A 20,232-nucleotide genomic window follows, 5' to 3' on the forward strand; every position below is an offset into this window, starting at 1 on the left:
AAACTCAAACCCGAACCAGACTTACACCTAAGGAAACTGAACAATGGCTGACTTGCAGAAGATCGTTGACGACCTCTCGAGCCTCACCGTGCTCGAGGCTGCCGAACTCGCGAAGCTCCTCGAAGAGAAGTGGGGCGTTTCGGCTGCCGCGGCTGTCGCCGTGGCCGGCCCGGCCGGTGGTGGCGCTGCCGCCGCTCCGGCGGAAGAGAAGACCGAGTTCACGGTCGTTCTCGCCTCTGCCGGCGAGAAGAAGATCGAGGTCATCAAGGAAGTCCGCGCCATCACCGGTCTCGGCCTGAAGGAAGCAAAGGACCTCGTCGAGGGTGCTCCGAAGCCGCTGAAGGAAGGCGTGAACAAGGAAGAAGCCGAGAAGATCAAGGCCCAGATCGAGAAGGCTGGCGCCAAGGTCGAGCTCAAGTAAGCATTGCTTACGGGCAGGGTCCCGGGCCGAGGCTCGGGACCCTGGTCCGCCCCGCAAGAGGGCGGCCTGATGCAAAAGGCGTGCGACGGATCGTCCCGACGCAGGCCAAACACGAAAATGTGTGGGGATTTGAGGGTTTAACCCTCGAATCTACTCTATTGTCGCCCCATATCGGGTCGGCAGCACGAAAGCGCGGTGGGCAGGGATGCCGGATTTCCCTGTAAGCCGTTGGGAGAGCAGGCTATTTCGGGCTTTTGCAGTCCGTGAAGACGATCGTTGTGACGGGCGGGCGCGCGCTAGCGCCCCGCGCGTCGTTTTGCGTTTTGAAGGTCTGAAGAACAGATTCAGGACATTCCCGCCTGAAGCTGAGTCTCCGGCCCCCAAAGCGGGTTCGAAAAATTCAACCCGGGGAGCGGTGGCAGCCGCGTTCCGGACGGTTCGCCCAGAGCGGGCGACGAAAATGAGAGGCCACGATGGCGCAGCAGACATTCACCGGTCGCAAACGCGTTCGCAAGTTTTTCGGACACATCAAGGAAGTCGCCGAGATGCCGAACCTCATCGAGGTTCAGAAGGCGTCCTATGACCAGTTCCTGATGGTCGACGAACCCGCGGGTGGGCGCCTCGACGAGGGCCTGCAGGCTGTGTTCCGTTCCGTGTTCCCGATCTCGGACTTCTCGGGCACCTCGATGCTGGAATTCGTTCGCTACGAGTTCGAGCAGCCGAAGTACGACGTCGATGAGTGCCGTCAGCGCGGCATGACCTTCGCGGCTCCCCTCAAGGTGACGCTGCGCCTCATCGTGTTCGATATCGACGAAGAAACCGGCGCGAAGTCCGTCAAGGACATCAAGGAGCAGGACGTCTACATGGGCGACATCCCGCTCATGACGATGAACGGCACCTTCATCGTGAACGGCACCGAGCGCGTCATCGTTTCGCAGATGCACCGTTCGCCGGGCGTGTTCTTCGACCACGACAAGGGCAAGACCCATTCGTCGGGCAAGCTGCTGTTCGCTGCCCGCGTGATCCCGTATCGCGGCTCCTGGCTCGACATCGAGTTCGACGCCAAGGACATCGTCTATGCGCGTATCGACCGTCGCCGCAAGATTCCGGTGACGTCGCTGATGTTCGCCCTCGGTCTCGACGGCGAGGCGATCCTGTCGACCTTCTACAAGAAGATCCTCTACAAGCGGACCAAGGAAGGCTGGCGCGTTCCGTTCGACGCCAACCGTTTCCGCGGTTACTCGACCATCAACGACCTGATCGATGCCGACACCGGCAAGGTCGTGCTCGAGGCCGGCAAGAAGCTCACCGTCCGCGCCGCCCGCCAGCTCCAGGAGAAGGGGCTCAAGGCGCTGCGTCTGTCGGATGAGGAACTCGTCGGCAACTACCTCGCCGAGGACCTGGTCAACCCGAAGACGGGCGAGATCCACGCCGAAGCCGGTGAGGAAATCACCGACAAGTCGATGAAGGCCCTCAACGAGCACGGCTACAAGGAACTGCCGCTGCTCGACATCGACCACGTCAATGTCGGCGCCTACATCCGCAATACGCTCTCGGCCGACAAGAACATGACGCGTGAAGACGCGCTGTTCGACATCTACCGCGTGATGCGTCCGGGCGAGCCGCCGACGCTGGATTCGGCGCAGGCGATGTTCCAGTCGCTGTTCTTCGACGCTGAGCGCTACGACCTCTCCGCGGTCGGCCGCGTCAAGATGAACATGCGGCTCGATCTCGATGCGCCCGACACCCAGCGCACGCTGCGCAAGGAAGACATTCTTTGCGTCATCAAGACGCTGGTGGACCTGCGCGACGGCAAGGGCGAGATCGACGACATCGACCATCTCGGCAACCGCCGTGTGCGCTCGGTCGGCGAGCTCATGGAGAACCAGTACCGCATCGGCCTGCTGCGCATGGAGCGTGCGATCAAGGAGCGCATGTCCTCGGTCGACATCGACACGGTCATGCCGCAGGACCTGATCAACGCGAAGCCGGCGGCTGCCGCCGTGCGCGAGTTCTTCGGCTCCTCGCAGCTCTCGCAGTTCATGGACCAGACCAACCCGCTCAGCGAGATCACCCACAAGCGCCGTCTCTCGGCGCTTGGACCGGGCGGTCTGACCCGCGAGCGCGCCGGCTTCGAAGTGCGCGACGTGCATCCGACGCATTACGGCCGTATCTGCCCCATCGAGACGCCGGAAGGTCCGAACATCGGCCTGATCAACTCGCTCGCCACCTTCGCGCGCGTGAACAAGTACGGCTTCGTCGAGACGCCGTACCGCAAGGTCAAGGACGGTCGCGTCACCGACGAGGTCGTGTACCTCTCGGCGATGGAGGAAGGCCGCTACTCGGTTGCGCAGGCGAACGTGCCGGTCGACGCCAAGGGCCGCTTCACCGAAGACCTCGTGGTCTGCCGCGCCAGCGGCACCCGCGACGTCGTGCCGATGACGCCCGACAAGGTCGACTACATGGACGTGTCGCCGAAGCAGCTCGTTTCGGTCGCCGCGGCCCTGATCCCGTTCCTCGAGAACGACGACGCCAACCGCGCGCTGATGGGCTCGAACATGCAGCGCCAGGCGGTGCCGCTGGTTCGCGCCGAGGCACCGTTCGTCGGCACCGGCATGGAAGGCGTGGTTGCGCGTGACTCGGGTGCTGCGATCGCGGCGCGCCGTTCGGGCGTGATCGACCAGATCGACGCGACCCGCGTCGTGATCCGCGCTACCGAAGATCTCGATCCGACCAAGTCGGGCGTCGATATCTACCGTCTGATGAAGTACCAGCGCTCCAACCAGTCGACCTGCATCAACCAGCGCCCGCTCGTGAAGGTCGGCGACATCGTCAAGAAGGGCGACATCATCGCTGACGGTCCGTCGACCGACCTCGGTGAGCTCGCTCTGGGCCGCAACGTGCTCGTCGCGTTCATGCCGTGGAACGGCTACAACTTCGAAGACTCGATCCTGCTCTCCGAGCGCATCGTGAAGGAAGACGTCTTCACCTCGATCCACATCGAGGAGTTCGAGGTGATGGCCCGCGACACCAAGCTCGGCCCCGAGGAAATCACCCGCGACATTCCGAACGTGTCGGAAGAAGCGCTGAAGAACCTCGACGAAGCCGGTATCGTCTACATCGGTGCGGAAGTGCGTGCCGGCGATATCCTGGTCGGCAAGATCACGCCGAAGGGCGAAAGCCCGATGACGCCGGAAGAAAAGCTCCTGCGCGCCATCTTCGGCGAAAAGGCCTCCGACGTTCGCGACACCTCGCTGCGCGTTCCTCCGGGCGTGCAGGGCACGATCGTGGAAGTCCGCGTGTTCAACCGCCACGGCGTCGACAAGGACGAGCGTGCGCTGGCGATCGAGCGGGAAGAGATCGAGCGTCTGGCCAAGGACCGCGACGACGAGCAGGCGATCCTGGACCGCAACGTCTACAACCGTCTTGCCGAGCTCCTCGAGGGGCGGCAGGGCATTGCCGGTCCGAAGGGCTTCAAGAAGGACACCAAGATCACCCGTGCGGTGCTCGAGGAGTATCCGAAGTCGCAGTGGTGGCTGTTCGCTTCGCCGAACGACAAGCTGATGGCCGAGATCGAGGCGATGCGGAAGCAGTACGACGAGTCGAAGAAGGGGCTCGAGCAGCGCTTCCTCGACAAGGTCGAGAAGCTTCAGCGCGGTGACGAATTGCCGCCCGGCGTGATGAAGATGGTCAAGGTCTTCGTCGCGGTGAAGCGCAAGATCCAGCCCGGCGACAAGATGGCCGGCCGCCACGGCAACAAGGGCGTGGTGTCGAAGATCGTGCCGATCGAGGACATGCCGTTCCTCGAAGACGGTACGCACGCCGACATCGTGCTCAATCCGCTGGGCGTGCCCTCGCGCATGAACGTCGGACAGATCCTCGAGACGCATCTCGGCTGGGCTTGCGCCGGCCTCGGCAAGCGTATCGGCCAGACCGTCGATGCGTATCTGTCGAAGCAGGACATCAAGCCGCTGAAGGAAACCTTGAAGAAGGTCTACGGCGAGGACGAGACGATCAAGACGCTCAACGACAACGAGCTGCTTGAACTCGGCCATAACCTCAGCCGCGGCGTGCCGATTGCGACGCCGGTGTTCGACGGTGCCAAGGAGACCGACATCGAGGAGATGCTGAAGCTCGCGGGTCTGGACGCTTCGGGGCAGTCGACCGTCTATGACGGCCGCACCGGCGACGCGTTCGATCGCAAGGTGACGGTGGGCTACATCTACATGCTCAAGCTGCACCATCTCGTGGACGACAAGATCCACGCGCGGTCGATCGGTCCGTACTCGCTCGTCACCCAGCAGCCGCTGGGCGGCAAGGCGCAGTTCGGCGGCCAGCGCTTCGGCGAAATGGAGGTGTGGGCCCTCGAAGCTTACGGCGCGGCCTACACGCTCCAGGAAATGCTGACCGTGAAATCGGACGACGTCGCCGGCCGTACCAAGGTGTACGAGGCGATCGTGCGTGGCGACGACACCTTCGAGGCAGGTATTCCGGAATCGTTCAACGTGCTGGTCAAGGAAATGCGCTCGCTCGGCCTCAACGTCGATCTGCACAATTCCAAGATGGGTCCGGCGCCGACGTCGGAAGCGGCCGAGTAACCCGACCTTCCATGCCCGGCCTTCGCGGCCGGGCATTGGCGCCCCTCCCGATGCCTTGAGGGCAGGGCGCCCCGCTCAAGTGATTTTCGAATTTGCGGCCGGAGGCGACCGGTACGCGAGGAGAAGACGATGAACCAAGAAATTATGAATCTCTTTAACCCGACGACGCCGGCTCAGGTCTTCGACCAGATCCGGATCTCGATCGCGTCCCCGGAGAAGATTCTGTCCTGGTCCTACGGCGAGATCAAGAAGCCGGAGACCATCAACTACCGTACCTTCAAGCCCGAGCGCGACGGCCTGTTCTGCGCCCGCATCTTCGGGCCGATCAAGGACTACGAGTGCTTGTGCGGCAAGTACAAGCGCATGAAATACAAGGGCATCATCTGCGAGAAGTGCTCGGTCGAGGTCACGCTGTCGCGCGTCCGGCGCGAGCGCATGGGCCATATCGAGCTCGCAGCGCCCGTCGCCCACATCTGGTTCCTGAAGTCGCTGCCCTCGCGCATCGGCCTCCTGCTCGACATGACGCTGAAGGATCTCGAGCGGATCCTCTACTTCGAATATTACGTCGTGCTCGAGCCGGGCCTCACCGCGCTGAAGGACCGTCAGCTGCTGTCGGAAGACGAGTATCTGAAGGCGCAGGACGAGTACGGCCAGGATTCCTTCACCGCCATGATCGGCGCCGAGGCGATCCGCGAGCTGCTCAAGGGCATGGACCTCGAGAAGCTCGAAGTGTCGCTTCGTGCCGAGATGCAGGAGACCGACTCCGACATCAAGCACAAGAAGCTCGCCAAGCGACTCAAGATCGTCGAGGCTTTCCGCCACTCCGGCAACAAGCCGGAATGGATGATCCTGACCGTCGTTCCCGTGATCCCGCCGGACCTGCGTCCGCTGGTGCCGCTGGACGGCGGCCGCTTCGCGACCTCCGATCTCAACGACCTCTATCGCCGCGTCATCAACCGCAACAACCGCTTGAAGCGGCTGATGGAGCTACGCGCCCCCGACATCATCATCCGCAACGAGAAGCGCATGCTTCAGGAAGCGGTCGATGCGCTGTTCGACAACGGCCGCCGTGGCCGCGTCATCACGGGTGCGAACAAGCGCCCGCTGAAGTCGCTCGCCGACATGCTCAAGGGCAAGCAGGGTCGCTTCCGCCAGAACCTGCTCGGCAAGCGCGTCGACTATTCGGGCCGTTCGGTGATCGTGGTCGGTCCCGAACTGCGCCTGCATCAGTGCGGCCTGCCGAAGAAGATGGCGCTCGAGCTTTTCAAGCCGTTCATCTACTCACGGCTTGACGCCAAGGGCCTGTCCACCACCGTGAAGCAGGCGAAGAAGCTGGTCGAGAAGGAGCGGCCCGAGGTCTGGGACATCCTGGACGAGGTCATCCGCGAGCATCCGGTGCTGCTGAACCGCGCGCCGACGCTGCATCGTCTGGGCATCCAGGCGTTCGAGCCGGTGCTGATCGAGGGCAAGGCGATCCAGCTTCACCCGCTGGTCTGCTCGGCGTTCAACGCCGACTTCGACGGCGACCAGATGGCCGTGCACGTTCCGCTGTCGCTCGAAGCGCAGCTGGAAGCGCGCGTCCTGATGATGTCGACCAACAACATCCTGCATCCCGCGAACGGCCAGCCGATCATCGTGCCGTCGCAGGACATCGTGCTCGGTCTCTATTACGTCTCGATCATGCGCGAGGGCCTGCCCGGCGAGGGCAAGCTGTTCGGCGACATGGCCGAGCTCGAGCACGCCCTGCACGCGAAGGTCATCCACCTCCACACCAAGATCAAGTATCGGTGGGAAGGCATGGACGAGACCGGCAAGGTCTCCAAGCGCTGGATCGAAACCACCGCTGGCCGCGTCATGCTCGGCAACCTGCTGCCGAAGAACCCGCGCATCTCGTACGAGATCATCAACAAGCTGATGACCAAGCGCGAGATCTCGGGCGTCATCGACCAGGTCTACCGTCACTGCGGCCAGAAGGAGACGGTGATCTTCTGCGACCGCATCATGGCGCTCGGCTTCTACAACGCGTTCAAGGCCGGCATCTCGTTCGGCAAGGACGACATGGTCGTACCGCACTCCAAGTGGAAGATCGTCGACACCACCCGTACGCTGGCGAAGGATTTCGAGCAGCAGTACAACGACGGCCTGATCACCCATGGTGAGAAGTACAACAAGGTCGTCGACGCCTGGTCGAAGGCCACGGAAGAAATCGCCAAGGCGATGATGAAGGAGATCTCCTCCACCAAGAAGACTGCGGCTGGAGCCGATGCCGACATCAACTCGATCTACATGATGGCTCACTCCGGTGCCCGCGGTTCGCCGGCCCAGATGCGCCAGCTCGCCGGCATGCGCGGCCTGATGGCCAAGCCGTCGGGCGAGATCATCGAGACGCCGATCATCTCGAACTTCAAGGAAGGCCTCTCGGTTCTCGAGTACTTCAACTCGACCCACGGCGCCCGTAAGGGTCTCGCGGACACCGCGCTGAAGACCGCGAACTCCGGCTACCTGACCCGTCGTCTGGTCGACGTCGCGCAGGACTGCATCATCACGCAGTCCGATTGCGGCACCAAGCTCGGCATCAAGATGCGCGCCATCGTCGATGCCGGCACCGTGGTCGCTTCGCTCGGCTCGCGCATCCTCGGACGCACGGCCTGCGAAGACATCCGCGACAGCTCTGGCAAGGTGATCATCAAGCGCGACACGCTGATGGAAGAAAGCCATCTGGACGCCATCCAGCAGGGTGGCGTGCAGGAGGTGAAGATCCGCTCGGCGCTGACCTGCGAACTCGTCAACGGCATCTGCGGCAAGTGCTACGGCCGCGATCTCGCTCGCGGTACGCCGGTCAACCACGGCGAAGCCGTGGGCGTCATCGCGGCGCAGTCGATCGGCGAGCCGGGCACCCAGCTGACCATGCGCACCTTCCACATCGGTGGTGCGGCGCAGCTCAACGAGCAGTCCTTCGTCGAAGCCAACTTCGACGGCAAGATCGTGATCCGGAACAAGGCCATCGCCCGCAACAGCGAAGGTCACCTGGTCGCGATGGTCCGCAACATGGTGATTGCGATCGTCGATGCCGACGGTACCGAGCGTGCGACGCACCGTATTCAGTACGGCGCGCGCCTGCACGTGGACGAGGGCGACATGGTCAAGCGTGGCCAGCGCATCGTCGAGTGGGATCCGTACACCCGTCCGCTTCTCACCGAAGTCGAAGGCACCATCGGCTTCGAGGATCTGGTCGAAGGGCAGTCGATCTCGGAAACGCTGGACGAGGCCACCGGCATCGCCAAGCGCGTGGTCATCGACTGGCGCTCGACCCGCGGCGGCTCGGACCTGCGTCCGGCAATCGTGGTCAAGGGCAAGGACGGCAAGGTGCTCAAGCTCGCCCGCGGCGGCGATGCCCGCTACATGCTGTCGGTCGACGGCATTCTGTCGGTCGACGTCGGAGCCAAGGTCAACCCGGGCGACATCCTCGCGCGTGTCTCGACCGAAAGCGCAAAGACGCGTGACATCACCGGCGGTCTGCCGCGGGTGGCGGAGCTGTTCGAGGCACGGCGTCCGAAGGATGCGGCGATCATCGCCGAAATCGCGGGCACCATCCGGTTCGGACGCGACTACAAGAACAAGCGTCGCATCTCGATCGAGCCGATGGACAAGACCGATGAGGCGCGCGAGTACCTGATCCCGAAGGGCAAGCACATCCACCTTCAGGACGGCGACGTCGTCGAAAAGGGCGACTTCATCGTGGAAGGCAACCCGGCGCCGCACGACATCCTCGCGGTCAAGGGCATCGAGGAGCTTGCGGCCTACCTGGTCAACGAAATCCAGGAAGTCTACCGGCTCCAGGGCGTGCTCATCAACGACAAGCACATCGAGGTGATTGTCCGTCAGATGCTCCAGAAGGTGGAAGTCACCGACCAGGGCGATACGGACATGATCTCCGGCGAACAGGTCGACAAGATCGAGTTCGACGCGCTGAACGAGAAGGCCAAGGAAGAAGGCAAGAAGCCCGCCACGGGTACGCCGGTTCTGCTCGGCATCACCAAGGCGAGCCTCCAGACCCGCTCGTTCTTCTCGGCGGCTTCGTTCCAGGAGACCACCCGCGTCCTCACGGAAGCGGCGGTCAACGGCAAGATCGATCCGCTCGAGGGCCTCAAGGAGAACGTCATCGTCGGCCGGCTGATCCCGGCAGGCACCGGCGCCTCCATGGCCAAGATCCGCGAAGTCGCCATGAAGCGCGACAAGCTGATTCTGGACGAGCGCGAGAAGCAGCAGTCCGTCGTGCCGCCGGCGCCGGAAGCTGAACTTCCCGCGCTTCCGCCCGCGGAATAATGGTTCATCCGTAGGAATACCGAGGACAACGAAAAGGCCGGCGAAAGCCGGCCTTTTTGCTGCTTTGTTTGCCTGTTGCGATGCGGGATCAACCTTTGTTCATCTTTCCTTCAGGCGCAAAAGCGCTTCTGCTAAGGGAGCTTAGACCGGTGGATCCCGTGACGGGGGCAGGGCCGGAGACCACGGAACTAATATGCTGGATCTCGCAATCGTAGGCGGCGGCCCGGGCGGGCTGATGAGCGCCTGGTATCTGAAGCGTAAGCTCGGCGACCTCTGCCGCATCACCATCTTCGAGGCCTCCGACAGGCTCGGCGGCAAGATCGTCACGCGCAAATTCGATTCGGCGCCGGCAATGTACGAGGCTGGTGTTGCCGAGATCTACGACTACTCGATGACGGGTCCAGATCCGCTGCGCGAGCTGATCCAGCATTTCGGCTTGCAGACGATTCCGATGGATGCCGAGCAGGTGCAGTTCGGCGGTGAGTTGCTCAACGACGTCGCCGGCATGCGCCGCAAATACGGTGCCAAGACTGCGGCCGCGATCGAGGAGTTTCGCAAGCGCTGTGCCGACGAGATGTCGCCGATCGAGTATTACGAAGGCGTCGGCGCCCATGACAACGAGAACCCCTGGGCCTACAAGACCGCCGAGCAGGTGCTCGACGAGGAGGTCAAGGACGAGATCGCAAAGCGGTTCTTCAAGGTGATGGCGCGCTCGGACATCGCGACCGAGAGTCACAACACCAACGGCCTCAACGCGCTCAAGAACTATCTGATGGATGTCGACGGCTATATCGGCCTCTACTCCATCCAGAACGGCAACGAGCAGCTGATCGACTGCCTCCAGTCGGAGGTCAACGCCGACATCCAGCTCAATCATCGCGTGCTGACCGTCGGCAAGGCGTCGACCGGCCGCTATCAGCTCAAGATGATGAACGGGAAGGGGCCGGAGACTCGCGACTTCGATCTCGTGCTGGTTTGTCTGCCGCACTCCTGGCTCTCCACCGTCGGATGGGAAGGCGAGCAGCTGCGCAAGTCGATGGTCAAGCACGTCGCTTTTTTCGACCGTCCCGCGCATTATTTGCGCGTCTCGATCCTGTTCGACAGCCCGTTCTGGGGCGACAGGATTTCCGGCGCCTGGTTCATGTCGGAAGCCTTCGGCGGCTGCTGCGTCTACAACGAGGGCGCCCGTCACGACGTCGGCAAGCACGGCGTGCTGAACTGGCTGATTCCGGGCTCCGATGCGCTCGCCTTCGCCAACCTGTCAGACCAGGAACTGATCGACGCCGCGCTGAAATCATTGCCGGCCTCGCTTGGGGACGCGCGCGCGCACTTCATGGAAGGCAAGATCCACCGCTGGCTGTCGTCGGTGAATGCGCTGCCTGGCGGCCTGCCCGTGCGCGACATCATGACCAACCATCGCCCCGAGCCGAAGGAACATCCCGGCATCGTGGTGGTCGGCGATTATCTGTTCGACTCGACGCTGAACGGTCTGCTCGATTCCTCGGACGCCGCGACCGACATCATCCTGACCGAGATGATGCGCCTGCGCCGCGAGCGCGCGCAGGAAGCCGGCGAGGCGATCTCCGACAAGATCGACCGCGACTATTTCGAGAACTACCGCGGCCTCGGCCCCTATGGCGAGGTCTGGAAGCAGTTCACCGATCCGGATTATCTGTCCGGGCTGATCAGCATCGTCTGGGGCAAGACCAAGGGCGCGCGGCTGCTGGTCGCAGGCTCCGCCAGCGGCGAGCTGGTCGGCGCGTTGCGAGATCGCGGTATCGATGCCTGGGGCATCGAGAACAACCGCGCCATTCACGCCAAGACGCCGAAGGCGCTGAAGAAGTTCAACAAGCTCGGCTCGATCACCGACATGCCGTTCAAGGACGGCAGCTTCGACTACGTGTTCGAGACCAGCCTCTGCCACGTTGCCCCGAAGCAGGTGGTCCGTGCGATCCGCGAGTTGAACCGCGTGGTCAAGACCGGCCTCGTGTTCGGCTCGGTCACCTCGGACATGGCATCGGCCGTGATCGACCGCTACGATCTCTTGCGCGGGGTCAAGAAGCTCGGCACCTGGTGGGAATGGTCCGAACTGTTCTTCGGCAACGGCTTCGATCTGTCGATGCACCGCAAGGACTGCACCGACGCGCTCTGGACGGCGACGCTCGCCGCCAACAAGGGCCCGGGCCAGTGGTATGCCGACGCCGACAGTTTGCGCTATTCCTTCTTCGACAAGGTCGAGGACGAAGACGACGACTAGCATCACGAGGCGGATGAATTCGCCAATTGTTTTGCCGAATTCATCCTGATCGCATAGAATCGCTGCAAGTAGCGGCTTCCGCTATTTCCCTGCTTTCTCTGCGGTCATGCCGGCCGTCAGCATCGGTTGGTTTCATGGCGTCCAGGCCTCTTTCTCCCGACAAACAGAAGCTCGCCGCGCAAGAGGCGGCCGAGCTCGAGGACAAGCTCGTCGCCGGTCAGGAGCCCGAGCTGGAAGACGACGAGGACGACCAAGACGAGGACGACGACGAGCTCGAGCTCGAGGACGATGATGACGAGGATCTCGTCGTCTTTACCGCCCGCGAAGCCGCCGGCGCGCTGGCGACCATCCTGGGTTTCGTCAGACCCTTCCTGTCCAACTACAAGCGCATCCTGGGCTATGTGGCGTTCGGCGTTCTGGTCGAGACGCTGTTCAACGTCATCATGCCGCTCAGCCTCAAATTCCTCATCGACGATGCGCTCGGCGAGGAGGATTTCCAGGCGCTGTACAAGATCCTCGGCGTGCTCGCGGTCGCCGGTATCTTCACATCGATTGTCGCGGTCTGGTACGAGCGCTGGGACGCACGGCTGGCCGCCTGCATCATCTCCGACGTCCGCAAGCGGCTGTTCGAGCACGTCCAGGATCTGCCGGCGGCCTATTTCGGCCGCACCAAGCGCGGTGAGATCCTGTCGCGTTTCTCGGTCGACCTCTCGGCTTTCGAAGGCTCGGTCAAGACCTTTGCCAACAGCGCGGCGCTGCCGTTCCTGGAGTTGATCGCCGGCATCATTCTGATGCTGTTCCTGAACTGGCAGCTCGCCGTGGTCGCGCTGCTGGTGTTTCCGATCACGCTGATTGGCCCGCGCATCCTGACGCCCAAGGCGGTGCAGGCCAATTACGAGCAGAAGCTCAACGAAAGCGCACTGCTCGGCATGGTGCAGGAGAACGTGGCGGCGCAGGCCGTGATCAAGGCGTTCAGCCTGCAACGCAAGATGTTCGGCTTCTTCAGCTTCCGCAACGACGCGACCCGCGACAGGATTGCGGCCGCGGCGTTCCTGTCGACGATGGTGGAGCGGACGGTCACCATCTCGGTGCTGCTGTTGCACCTCGTCGTGCTCGCCATCGGCGCCTATCTGGCGACCAAGGGCCAGATCACCATCGGCACCTTCGTCACCTTCGAGAGCGCGTTCTGGGAAGTGTCCTACAACATCGCCCACGTGATGCACTTCATCCCGGTGTCGATCTCCTCGGCTGCTGCAATCCGTCACATCCAGGAGTTGCTCGACGAGCCGACCCGCGGGGCCGATCGCCCGGGCGCGCCGGATCTGCCGCGCATCACCAACGACATCACCTTCGACCACGTGACGTTCCAGTACGAGGGCGGCCAGACGCCGGTGCTGGACAATCTCAGCCTCAAGCTCAATGCCGGCAAGAGCATCGCCATCGTCGGCCCGTCAGGCTCCGGCAAAAGCACGCTCCTCAATCTGATCCTGCGGCTTTACGTGCCGGACGAGGGGCGCGTCACCATCGACGGCGTCGACGTGCGCAAGGTGACGCTGGATTCGCTGCGTCGGAGCATGGCCGTGGTGTTCCAGGAGAACATGCTGTTCAACATGTCGATCCGCGAGAACATCCGGCTCGGCAAGGAAGGCGCCACCGACGCGGAGGTGGAGGAGGCCGCCAAGAAGGCCGAGATCCACCGCTACATCATGAGCCTGCCGCAGCGCTACGACACGCCGGTCGGTGAGCGCGGCGACACGCTGTCGGGCGGCCAGCGCCAGCGCATCGCGATCGCGCGCGCGATCATCCGTAACCCTTCCGTGCTGCTGCTGGATGAGGCCACCTCGGCGCTCGACCAGACCACGGAGGCTGCGATCAACCGCACGTTGCTGAAGGTCGCCAAGGGCCGCACCATGATCTGGTCGACCCACCGCCTGACTTCGGTGGTCGAGATGGACGAGATCATCGTGATTTCAGGGGGCAGGGCGATCGAGCGCGGCTCGCACGCCGAACTGCTCGCCAAGAACGGCACCTATCGCAAGCTCTGGAACGACCAGATCCATCAGCCGCACGGCGGGGCCGCTCAGGCTGAAGACGACAGCGACGATGACGACGAGGATGAGGACGACCTCGACGAGGATGATGAGGACGAGGACGAGGAGGAGGAGTGACCAAGGAAGTTCGGCTCCAGATCGAAGGCGCCTCCAAGCCTGCGCAATAATCCCTGGGTCGACCACGCCATGAAGCGCGCCCAGCGCTGCGCCGTCCAGTACGGGCCGGTTGCCATCGAAACCGAGCGGAAGTGGAAGGCTTTCGCCGCCGACCATTCATCGCAGGCCCGCTTGACCGGATCGGCATAGTAGCCGGCGATCTTGTTCGCATCCATCGCGTCGGACGCCAGCCATTGTGGGATGTAGACGTTGCAGAGCCGCTCGACGTCGGTGAAGACCTTGTCGCAGCCGGTGCCCGCAACCGGGCAAGAGGTGGCAAAGGCATCGCCCGCCAGCACCACGCCTGGCTGATGGCCGGCATCGTTCACGTAGAGGTCGACGGGACGGATCTTCGGCTCGCCGGCGATGTCGAAGGCGCCGGTGATGCGCTTCAGCCGCGGCAGGGAGGCGTTCAATGTCTCGGCCGGCGCGCGGCGGAACTCGCGCAGCCAAGGATCGTCGAAACCGCGGTACACGAACAGATTGGCCCGCATCCGCGGGCCGATCGGAAACAGCGAGAAATAGGGGATCCGATCGCTCGGCCGCTCCGAGAAATAGGTCAGCGCCGGGAAGTCGAACGAAGTCCGTCCCGCCGGCACCACGTCGAAGCCGATCGAGATCGAATGGCAGGCGCTGATGACGTTGCGCTCGATCCCAAGCTGGTGGCGCAGGCCGACGTTCAGGCCGTTGGCGAGCACCACCAGACGGGCCGAGATGGCCTCGCCGTTCGCGAGGGCGATTCTCTGCCGCTCCGGGCTGGTCTCGACCGATACGGCTTTGGTCCAGATTCGCTCGACCGTCTCGGGGATTTCGTCGCGGATCGCGTTGACCAGGGAATCGTAGAGGATGTTGAACTGCCGACTCGGCGCCTTGTCGAGCAGATGGCCGAAGCGCGCGATCCAGTTCTCGCCGGAGAAAGTTGCCCGGCGCAGCACCGAGTCGGCGATTCCCGTCCGCTGAAATCGCTCGACCTGTCCGTGACCGCTGAGTTTCTCGACGCGAAAATCGACCGGGTAGGTCTCATGCGGGTCGATCATGACTGCCGAAATGCCGGCGCGCCCGAGCATCGCAGCGGCCGTCGAGCCGGCCAGTCCCCCGCCAATGATGGCAATATCGGTGTACCGCATGGCGCTTGTCTCTGCCGGAGGCGGCAGATTGACGCATCAACAGGAAAAAAAACCTTAGCGGGCGATATAAAAGTATATTTCTTCCGGGTATAAATGACTTGTGGGCTGGCGGAACAGGGCGGCTTTCCCACATCAGGGAGGCGCGGCGAGGGTGCCCAACGGGCGATTTCCGGAGGCGCGCGAAGCGCTTTCCAGCTGTGGTTTCGCCTTGACTTGAGCGATTCTCACTTATAGAAAGCGCCTCACTTAACGACAGGCGGTGAGCATTGCCAACGTCGGAACGGGCCACCCGTTGATCCGCTGGGATCGCCAAACGGGCACCAACCTCGACGAATGCCGCTCAAACGCTGTCGATAATAGCTAGGCAATGCCAGTGCGATTTTAGGCCTCTCGAGCAAGTTCTCCTGAGACCGAATTCGGATGCATGACCTCAGTGCGCGGGCCGCGGCTTCACGCTGATCGGCCTCAATACTGCGGTCCTCTGTGGCGTCGAAGCGCTTTCCACTCAGCAATGGGCGGTTGGCGCGATTTCGCTTTGTGCGGATTGTTCCGTGCGAGGTGGCCTCCGTCGGCGGGTAGCGCGACAAGAATTTGCGGTCCCGGCAACGGGCCGCGGCAAGACAGCGGATCCGCAAGGGGCCGCGATAACAAAGGGTAAGGCCAGGATGCCGACGATCAACCAGCTGATCGCTCAACCGCGTGAAGTGCAGAAGTCGCGCAAGAAGGTGCCGGCGCTGCAGCAGTCGCCGCAGAAGCGTGGCGTTTGCACGCGCGTCTACACCACGACCCCGAAGAAGCCGAACTCGGCGCTTCGTAAGGTCGCCAAGGTGCGTCTGACCAACGGTTTCGAGGTGATCGGCTACATCCCGGGTGAGGGTCATAACCTCCAGGAGCACTCGGTGGTCATGATCCGCGGCGGTCGCGTCAAGGACTTGCCCGGCGTGCGCTACCACATCCTCCGCGGCGTTCTGGATACCCAGGGCGTCAAGAACCGTAAGCAGCGTCGTTCGAAGTACGGCGCGAAGCGTCCGAAGTAAGCGGGAACCAGCTCAATGTCTCGTCGCCACTCAGCGGAAAAGCGCGAAGTTCTTCCCGATCCGAAGTTCGGGAACATCATCGTCACGAAGTTCATGAACTCGGTGATGTACGCCGGCAAGAAGTCGGTCGCCGAAGGCATCGTCTACGGTGCGTTCGGTCTCATCGAAGCCAAGACCAAGCAGAGCCCCCTCGGCGTGTTCGAGCAGGCGCTCGAGAACGTCATGCCGACAATCGAGGTGCGCTCCCGCCGCGTTGGTGGCGCGACCTACCAGGTTCCGGTCGAGGTTCGCTCGACCCGCCGTCAGGCTCTGGGCATTCGCTGGCTGATCTCGGCTGCGCGCGAGCGCAACGAGAAGACCATGACCGAGCGTCTTTCGGCCGAGCTCCTCGACGCATCGAACAACCGTGGCAACGCCGTCAAGAAGCGCGAAGACGTGCACCGGATGGCGGAAGCCAACCGTGCCTTCTCGCACTATCGCTGGTAACGGCGAAGCAAACGGACTCGCAAGGAACACCCCATGCCCCGCCAACATGCCATCGAAGACTACCGTAACTTCGGTATCATGGCGCATATCGACGCCGGCAAGACGACCACGACCGAGCGCATCCTCTATTACACCGGCAAGAGCCACAAGATCGGCGAAGTGCACGAAGGTGCCGCGACGATGGACTGGATGGAGCAGGAGCAGGAGCGTGGCATCACGATCACCTCCGCTGCGACCACCGCCTTCTGGGCCGGCAAGCGCCTGAACATCATCGACACCCCCGGTCACGTCGACTTCACCATCGAAGTCGAGCGTTCGCTGCGCGTGCTCGATGGCGCCGTCTGCGTGCTCGACTCGAACCAGGGCGTCGAGCCCCAGACCGAAACCGTCTGGCGCCAGGGCGACAAGTACAAGGTTCCGCGCATCGTCTTCGCCAACAAGATGGACAAGACCGGCGCCGACTTCTTCAAGTGCCTTGCCGACATCGTGGACCGCCTCGGTGCCAAGCCGATCGCGATTCAGCTTCCGATCGGTGCCGAGAACAACTTCAAGGGTCTCGTCGACCTCGTGAAGATGAAGGGCATCGTCTGGAACGACGAGTCGCTCGGCGCGAAGTTCGACTACGTCGACATTCCGGAAGACATGGTCGAGCAGGCCAAGGAATACCGCGAGAAGATGGTGGAAGCCGCCGTCGAGCTCGATGACGACGCCATGGCCGCCTATCTCGACGGCAAGGAGCCGGACGAGGCGACCCTGAAGCGTCTGCTCCGCAAGGCGGTGCTGACCGGCGCGTTCTATCCCGTGCTGTGCGGCTCGGCGTTCAAGAACAAGGGCGTGCAGCCGCTGCTGGATGCCGTCGTCGACTATCTGCCGTCGCCGATCGACGTGCCCGCGATCAAGGGTACCGACGACAGCGGCAACGAGGTCGTGCGCAAGGCGGACGACAAGGAGCCGCTGGCTCTGCTCGCGTTCAAGATCATGGACGATCCGTTCGTCGGCACCATCACCTTCTGCCGCATCTATTCCGGCGTTCTGCAGAGCGGCACCGGCGTCGTGAACTCGACCCGTGAGAAGAAGGAGCGCATTGGACGCATGCTGTTGATGCATGCGAACAACCGCGAAGACATCAAGGAAGCCTATGCTGGCGACATCGTCGCTCTGGCTGGCCTGAAGGAAGCGCGCACCGGTGACACGCTGTGCGATCCCGACAAGCAGGTGATCCTGGAGAAGATGGAATTCCCCGAGCCGGTCATCGAGATCGCGATCGAGCCGAAGTCCAAGGCCGACCAGGAAAAGCTGGGTGTGGCTCTGGCCAAGCTCGCTGCGGAGGATCCGTCCTTCCGCGTGTCGACCGACCAGGAGTCCGGCCAGACCATTCTCAAGGGCATGGGCGAACTCCACCTCGACATCAAGGTCGACATTCTCCGCCGCACCTACAAGGTCGACGCCAACATCGGCGCGCCGCAGGTTGCGTTCCGTGAGCGCGTCACCAAGAAGGCCGAAGTCAAGTACACGCACAAGAAGCAGACCGGTGGTACCGGTCAGTTCGCCGAAGTGTCGATCGTCGTCGAGCCGAACGAGCCCGGTAAGGGCTACGAGTTCGAGTCGAAGATCGTCGGCGGCGCGGTGCCGAAGGAATACATCCCCGGCGTCGAAAAGGGCCTCAACAGCGTGATGAGCTCTGGCGTGGTTGCGGGCTTCCCCGTGGTCGACGTCAAGGTTCAGCTCGTCGACGGCAAGTATCACGACGTCGACTCGTCGGCGCTCGCCTTCGAAATCGCCTCGCGCGCTGCATTCCGCGAAGCCTTGCAGAAGGGCAAGTCCGTCCTGCTCGAGCCGATCATGAAGGTCGAAGTGGTGACCCCGGAAGACTACACCGGTTCGGTCATCGGCGACCTGAATTCCCGGCGCGGTCAGATCCAGGGGCAGGACATGCGCGGCAACGCCAACGTCATCAACGCGATGGTGCCGCTCATGAACATGTTCGGTTACGTGAATAACCTGCGCTCGATGAGCCAGGGTCGCGCAACCTTCACCATGCAGTTCGACCACTACGCAGAAGCGCCGGCCAACGTGTCGGCAGAAGTCCAGAAGAAGTTTGCCTGATTGTCGTCGGTCACGAACTGACGATTGAACGGAGAGTCAAATGGCCAAAGCTAAGTTTGAACGTAACAAGCCGCACTGCAACATCGGTACCATCGGTCACGTCGACCATGGCAAGACGTCGCTGACCGCGGCGATCACCAAGGTTCTCGCCGAAGCCGGCGGCGCGACGTTCACCGCGTACGACCAGATCGACAAGGCGCCGGAAGAGAAGGCGCGCGGCATCACCATCTCGACCGCGCACGTCGAGTACGAGACACCGAACCGCCACTACGCGCACGTCGACTGCCCCGGCCACGCCGACTACGTGAAGAACATGATCACCGGTGCCGCCCAGATGGACGGCGCGATCCTGGTCGTGTCGGCCGCTGACGGCCCGATGCCGCAGACCCGCGAGCACATCCTGCTCGCCCGCCAGGTCGGCGTGCCCGCGCTCGTCGTGTTCCTCAACAAGTGCGACATGGTCGACGATCCGGAGCTCCTCGAGCTCGTCGAGCTCGAAGTCCGCGAACTGCTCTCGAAGTACGACTTCCCGGGCGACAAGATTCCGATCATCAAGGGCTCGGCGCTCGCCGCTCTCGAAGACAGCGACAAGAAGCTCGGCCACGACGCCATCCTCGAGCTGATGAAGAACGTCGACGAGTACATCCCGCAGCCGGAGCGTCCGATCGATCAGCCGTTCCTGATGCCGGTTGAAGACGTGTTCTCGATCTCGGGCCGCGGCACCGTCGTGACCGGCCGTGTCGAGCGCGGCATCGTCAAGGTCGGCGAGGAAATCGAGATCGTCGGTCTCCGCGCGACCCAGAAGACCACCGTCACCGGCGTCGAAATGTTCCGCAAGCTGCTCGATCAGGGCCAGGCCGGCGACAACATCGGTGCGCTGCTCCGCGGCACCAAGCGTGAAGACGTCGAACGCGGCCAGGTGCTGTGCAAGCCGGGTTCGGTCAAGCCGCACACCAAGTTCAAGGCTGAGGCTTACATCCTCACCAAGGAGGAGGGCGGTCGCCACACCCCGTTCTTCACCAACTACCGTCCGCAGTTCTACTTCCGCACCACCGACGTGACCGGTGTCGTGCACCTGCCGGAAGGTACCGAGATGGTGATGCCGGGCGACAACATCGCGATGGAAGTGCACCTCATCGTGCCGATCGCGATGGAAGAGAAGCTCCGCTTCGCGATCCGCGAAGGTGGCCGCACCGTCGGCGCCGGCGTCGTCGCTTCGATCATCGAGTAATTACGAGAATAGGGACCGGCGAGTAGCGAATGGTGACATTCGCTATTCGCTATTCGCCACCCAACGAAGAGAGACCACGGCAATGAACGGCCAGAATATTCGCATCCGTCTCAAGGCGTTCGACCATCGGATCCTCGATACGTCGACCCGCGAGATCGTGAACACGGCGAAGCGCACCGGTGCGCAGGTTCGCGGACCCATTCCGCTGCCCACCCGCATCGAGAAGTTCACCGTCAACCGTTCGCCCCACGTCGACAAGAAGAGCCGCGAACAGTTCGAGATGCGCACTCACAAGCGTCTGCTCGACATCGTCGATCCGACCCCGCAGACCGTCGATGCTTTGATGAAGCTCGACCTGGCCGCCGGTGTCGACGTCGAGATCAAGCTCTAAGATTTTTGGATCACGTTCGCACCTAGCGGACAGAAAGAACAGGAA

General features: G+C 62.8%; 11 protein-coding genes. 10 read left to right on the top strand and 1 reads right to left on the bottom strand.

The genetic code is table 11. The features are described from left to right. Nucleotides 1–43: 43 nt before the first annotated feature. The 5 genes from rplL to XH90_RS15440 all read left to right on the top strand — a co-directional run bounded on the left by rplL (nt 44) and on the right by XH90_RS15440 (nt 13,770). On the top strand, nt 44–421 hold the full coding sequence (rplL, locus tag XH90_RS15420) for a 50S ribosomal protein L7/L12 (RefSeq protein WP_018647233.1): 378 nt from the start codon (nt 44–46) through the stop codon (nt 419–421). A gap of 473 nt (nt 422–894) precedes the next feature. Further along, nucleotides 895–5,019 carry a DNA-directed RNA polymerase subunit beta gene (rpoB, locus tag XH90_RS15425; protein ID WP_128951215.1) on the top strand — a complete coding sequence of 1,375 codons (4,125 nt, stop codon included), beginning with the start codon at nt 895–897 and terminating at the stop codon, nt 5,017–5,019. 129 nt (nt 5,020–5,148) lie between these two features. Then, a complete protein-coding gene (gene rpoC, locus XH90_RS15430; RefSeq protein ID WP_194482258.1) occupies nt 5,149–9,345 on the top strand; it encodes a DNA-directed RNA polymerase subunit beta' in 4,197 nt (1,398 codons plus the stop codon). Nucleotides 9,346–9,538: 193 nt separating this feature from the next. Next, complete coding sequence (locus XH90_RS15435) at nt 9,539–11,602, top strand: FAD-dependent oxidoreductase (RefSeq protein ID WP_194482259.1); 2,064 nt, start codon at nt 9,539–9,541, stop codon at nt 11,600–11,602. 134 nt (nt 11,603–11,736) lie between these two features. Further along, nucleotides 11,737–13,770: an ABC transporter ATP-binding protein gene (locus XH90_RS15440; protein ID WP_194482260.1), complete on the top strand. Its 2,034-nt coding sequence runs from the start codon at nt 11,737–11,739 to the stop codon at nt 13,768–13,770. On the opposite strand, the gene XH90_RS15445 is transcribed toward XH90_RS15440, so the two are convergent. Next, nucleotides 13,683–14,936: an NAD(P)/FAD-dependent oxidoreductase gene (locus XH90_RS15445; RefSeq protein ID WP_194482261.1), complete on the bottom strand. Its 1,254-nt coding sequence runs from the start codon at nt 14,934–14,936 to the stop codon at nt 13,683–13,685. The two genes, XH90_RS15440 and XH90_RS15445, sit on opposite strands and share 88 nt — an antisense overlap. Nucleotides 14,937–15,601: 665 nt before the next feature. Here XH90_RS15445 and rpsL point away from each other — a divergent pair. The 5 genes from rpsL to rpsJ all read left to right on the top strand — a co-directional run bounded on the left by rpsL (nt 15,602) and on the right by rpsJ (nt 20,187). Continuing rightward, the gene (gene rpsL, locus XH90_RS15450) at nt 15,602–15,973 is read left to right on the top strand and encodes a 30S ribosomal protein S12 (RefSeq protein ID WP_007603006.1); all 372 of its coding nucleotides are present in this window, start codon (nt 15,602–15,604) and stop codon (nt 15,971–15,973) included. A 15-nt stretch (nt 15,974–15,988) separates the two neighbouring features. Then, the gene (gene rpsG / locus XH90_RS15455; protein ID WP_194482262.1) at nt 15,989–16,459 is read left to right on the top strand and encodes a 30S ribosomal protein S7; all 471 of its coding nucleotides are present in this window, start codon (nt 15,989–15,991) and stop codon (nt 16,457–16,459) included. A 33-nt stretch (nt 16,460–16,492) separates the two neighbouring features. After that, entirely contained in the window at nt 16,493–18,565 is a 2,073-nt protein-coding gene (gene fusA / locus XH90_RS15460; protein WP_194482263.1) for an elongation factor G, read from the top strand. A 40-nt stretch (nt 18,566–18,605) separates the two neighbouring features. After that, nucleotides 18,606–19,796 carry an elongation factor Tu gene (gene tuf, locus XH90_RS15465; protein WP_008136415.1) on the top strand — a complete coding sequence of 397 codons (1,191 nt, stop codon included), beginning with the start codon at nt 18,606–18,608 and terminating at the stop codon, nt 19,794–19,796. A gap of 82 nt (nt 19,797–19,878) precedes the next feature. Then, a complete protein-coding gene (rpsJ, locus tag XH90_RS15470) occupies nt 19,879–20,187 on the top strand; it encodes a 30S ribosomal protein S10 (protein WP_002712302.1) in 309 nt (102 codons plus the stop codon). Nucleotides 20,188–20,232: the final 45 nt, after the last annotated feature.

The organism is Bradyrhizobium sp. CCBAU 53338, from assembly GCF_015291665.1.
Classification (GTDB): domain Bacteria; phylum Pseudomonadota; class Alphaproteobacteria; order Rhizobiales; family Xanthobacteraceae; genus Bradyrhizobium.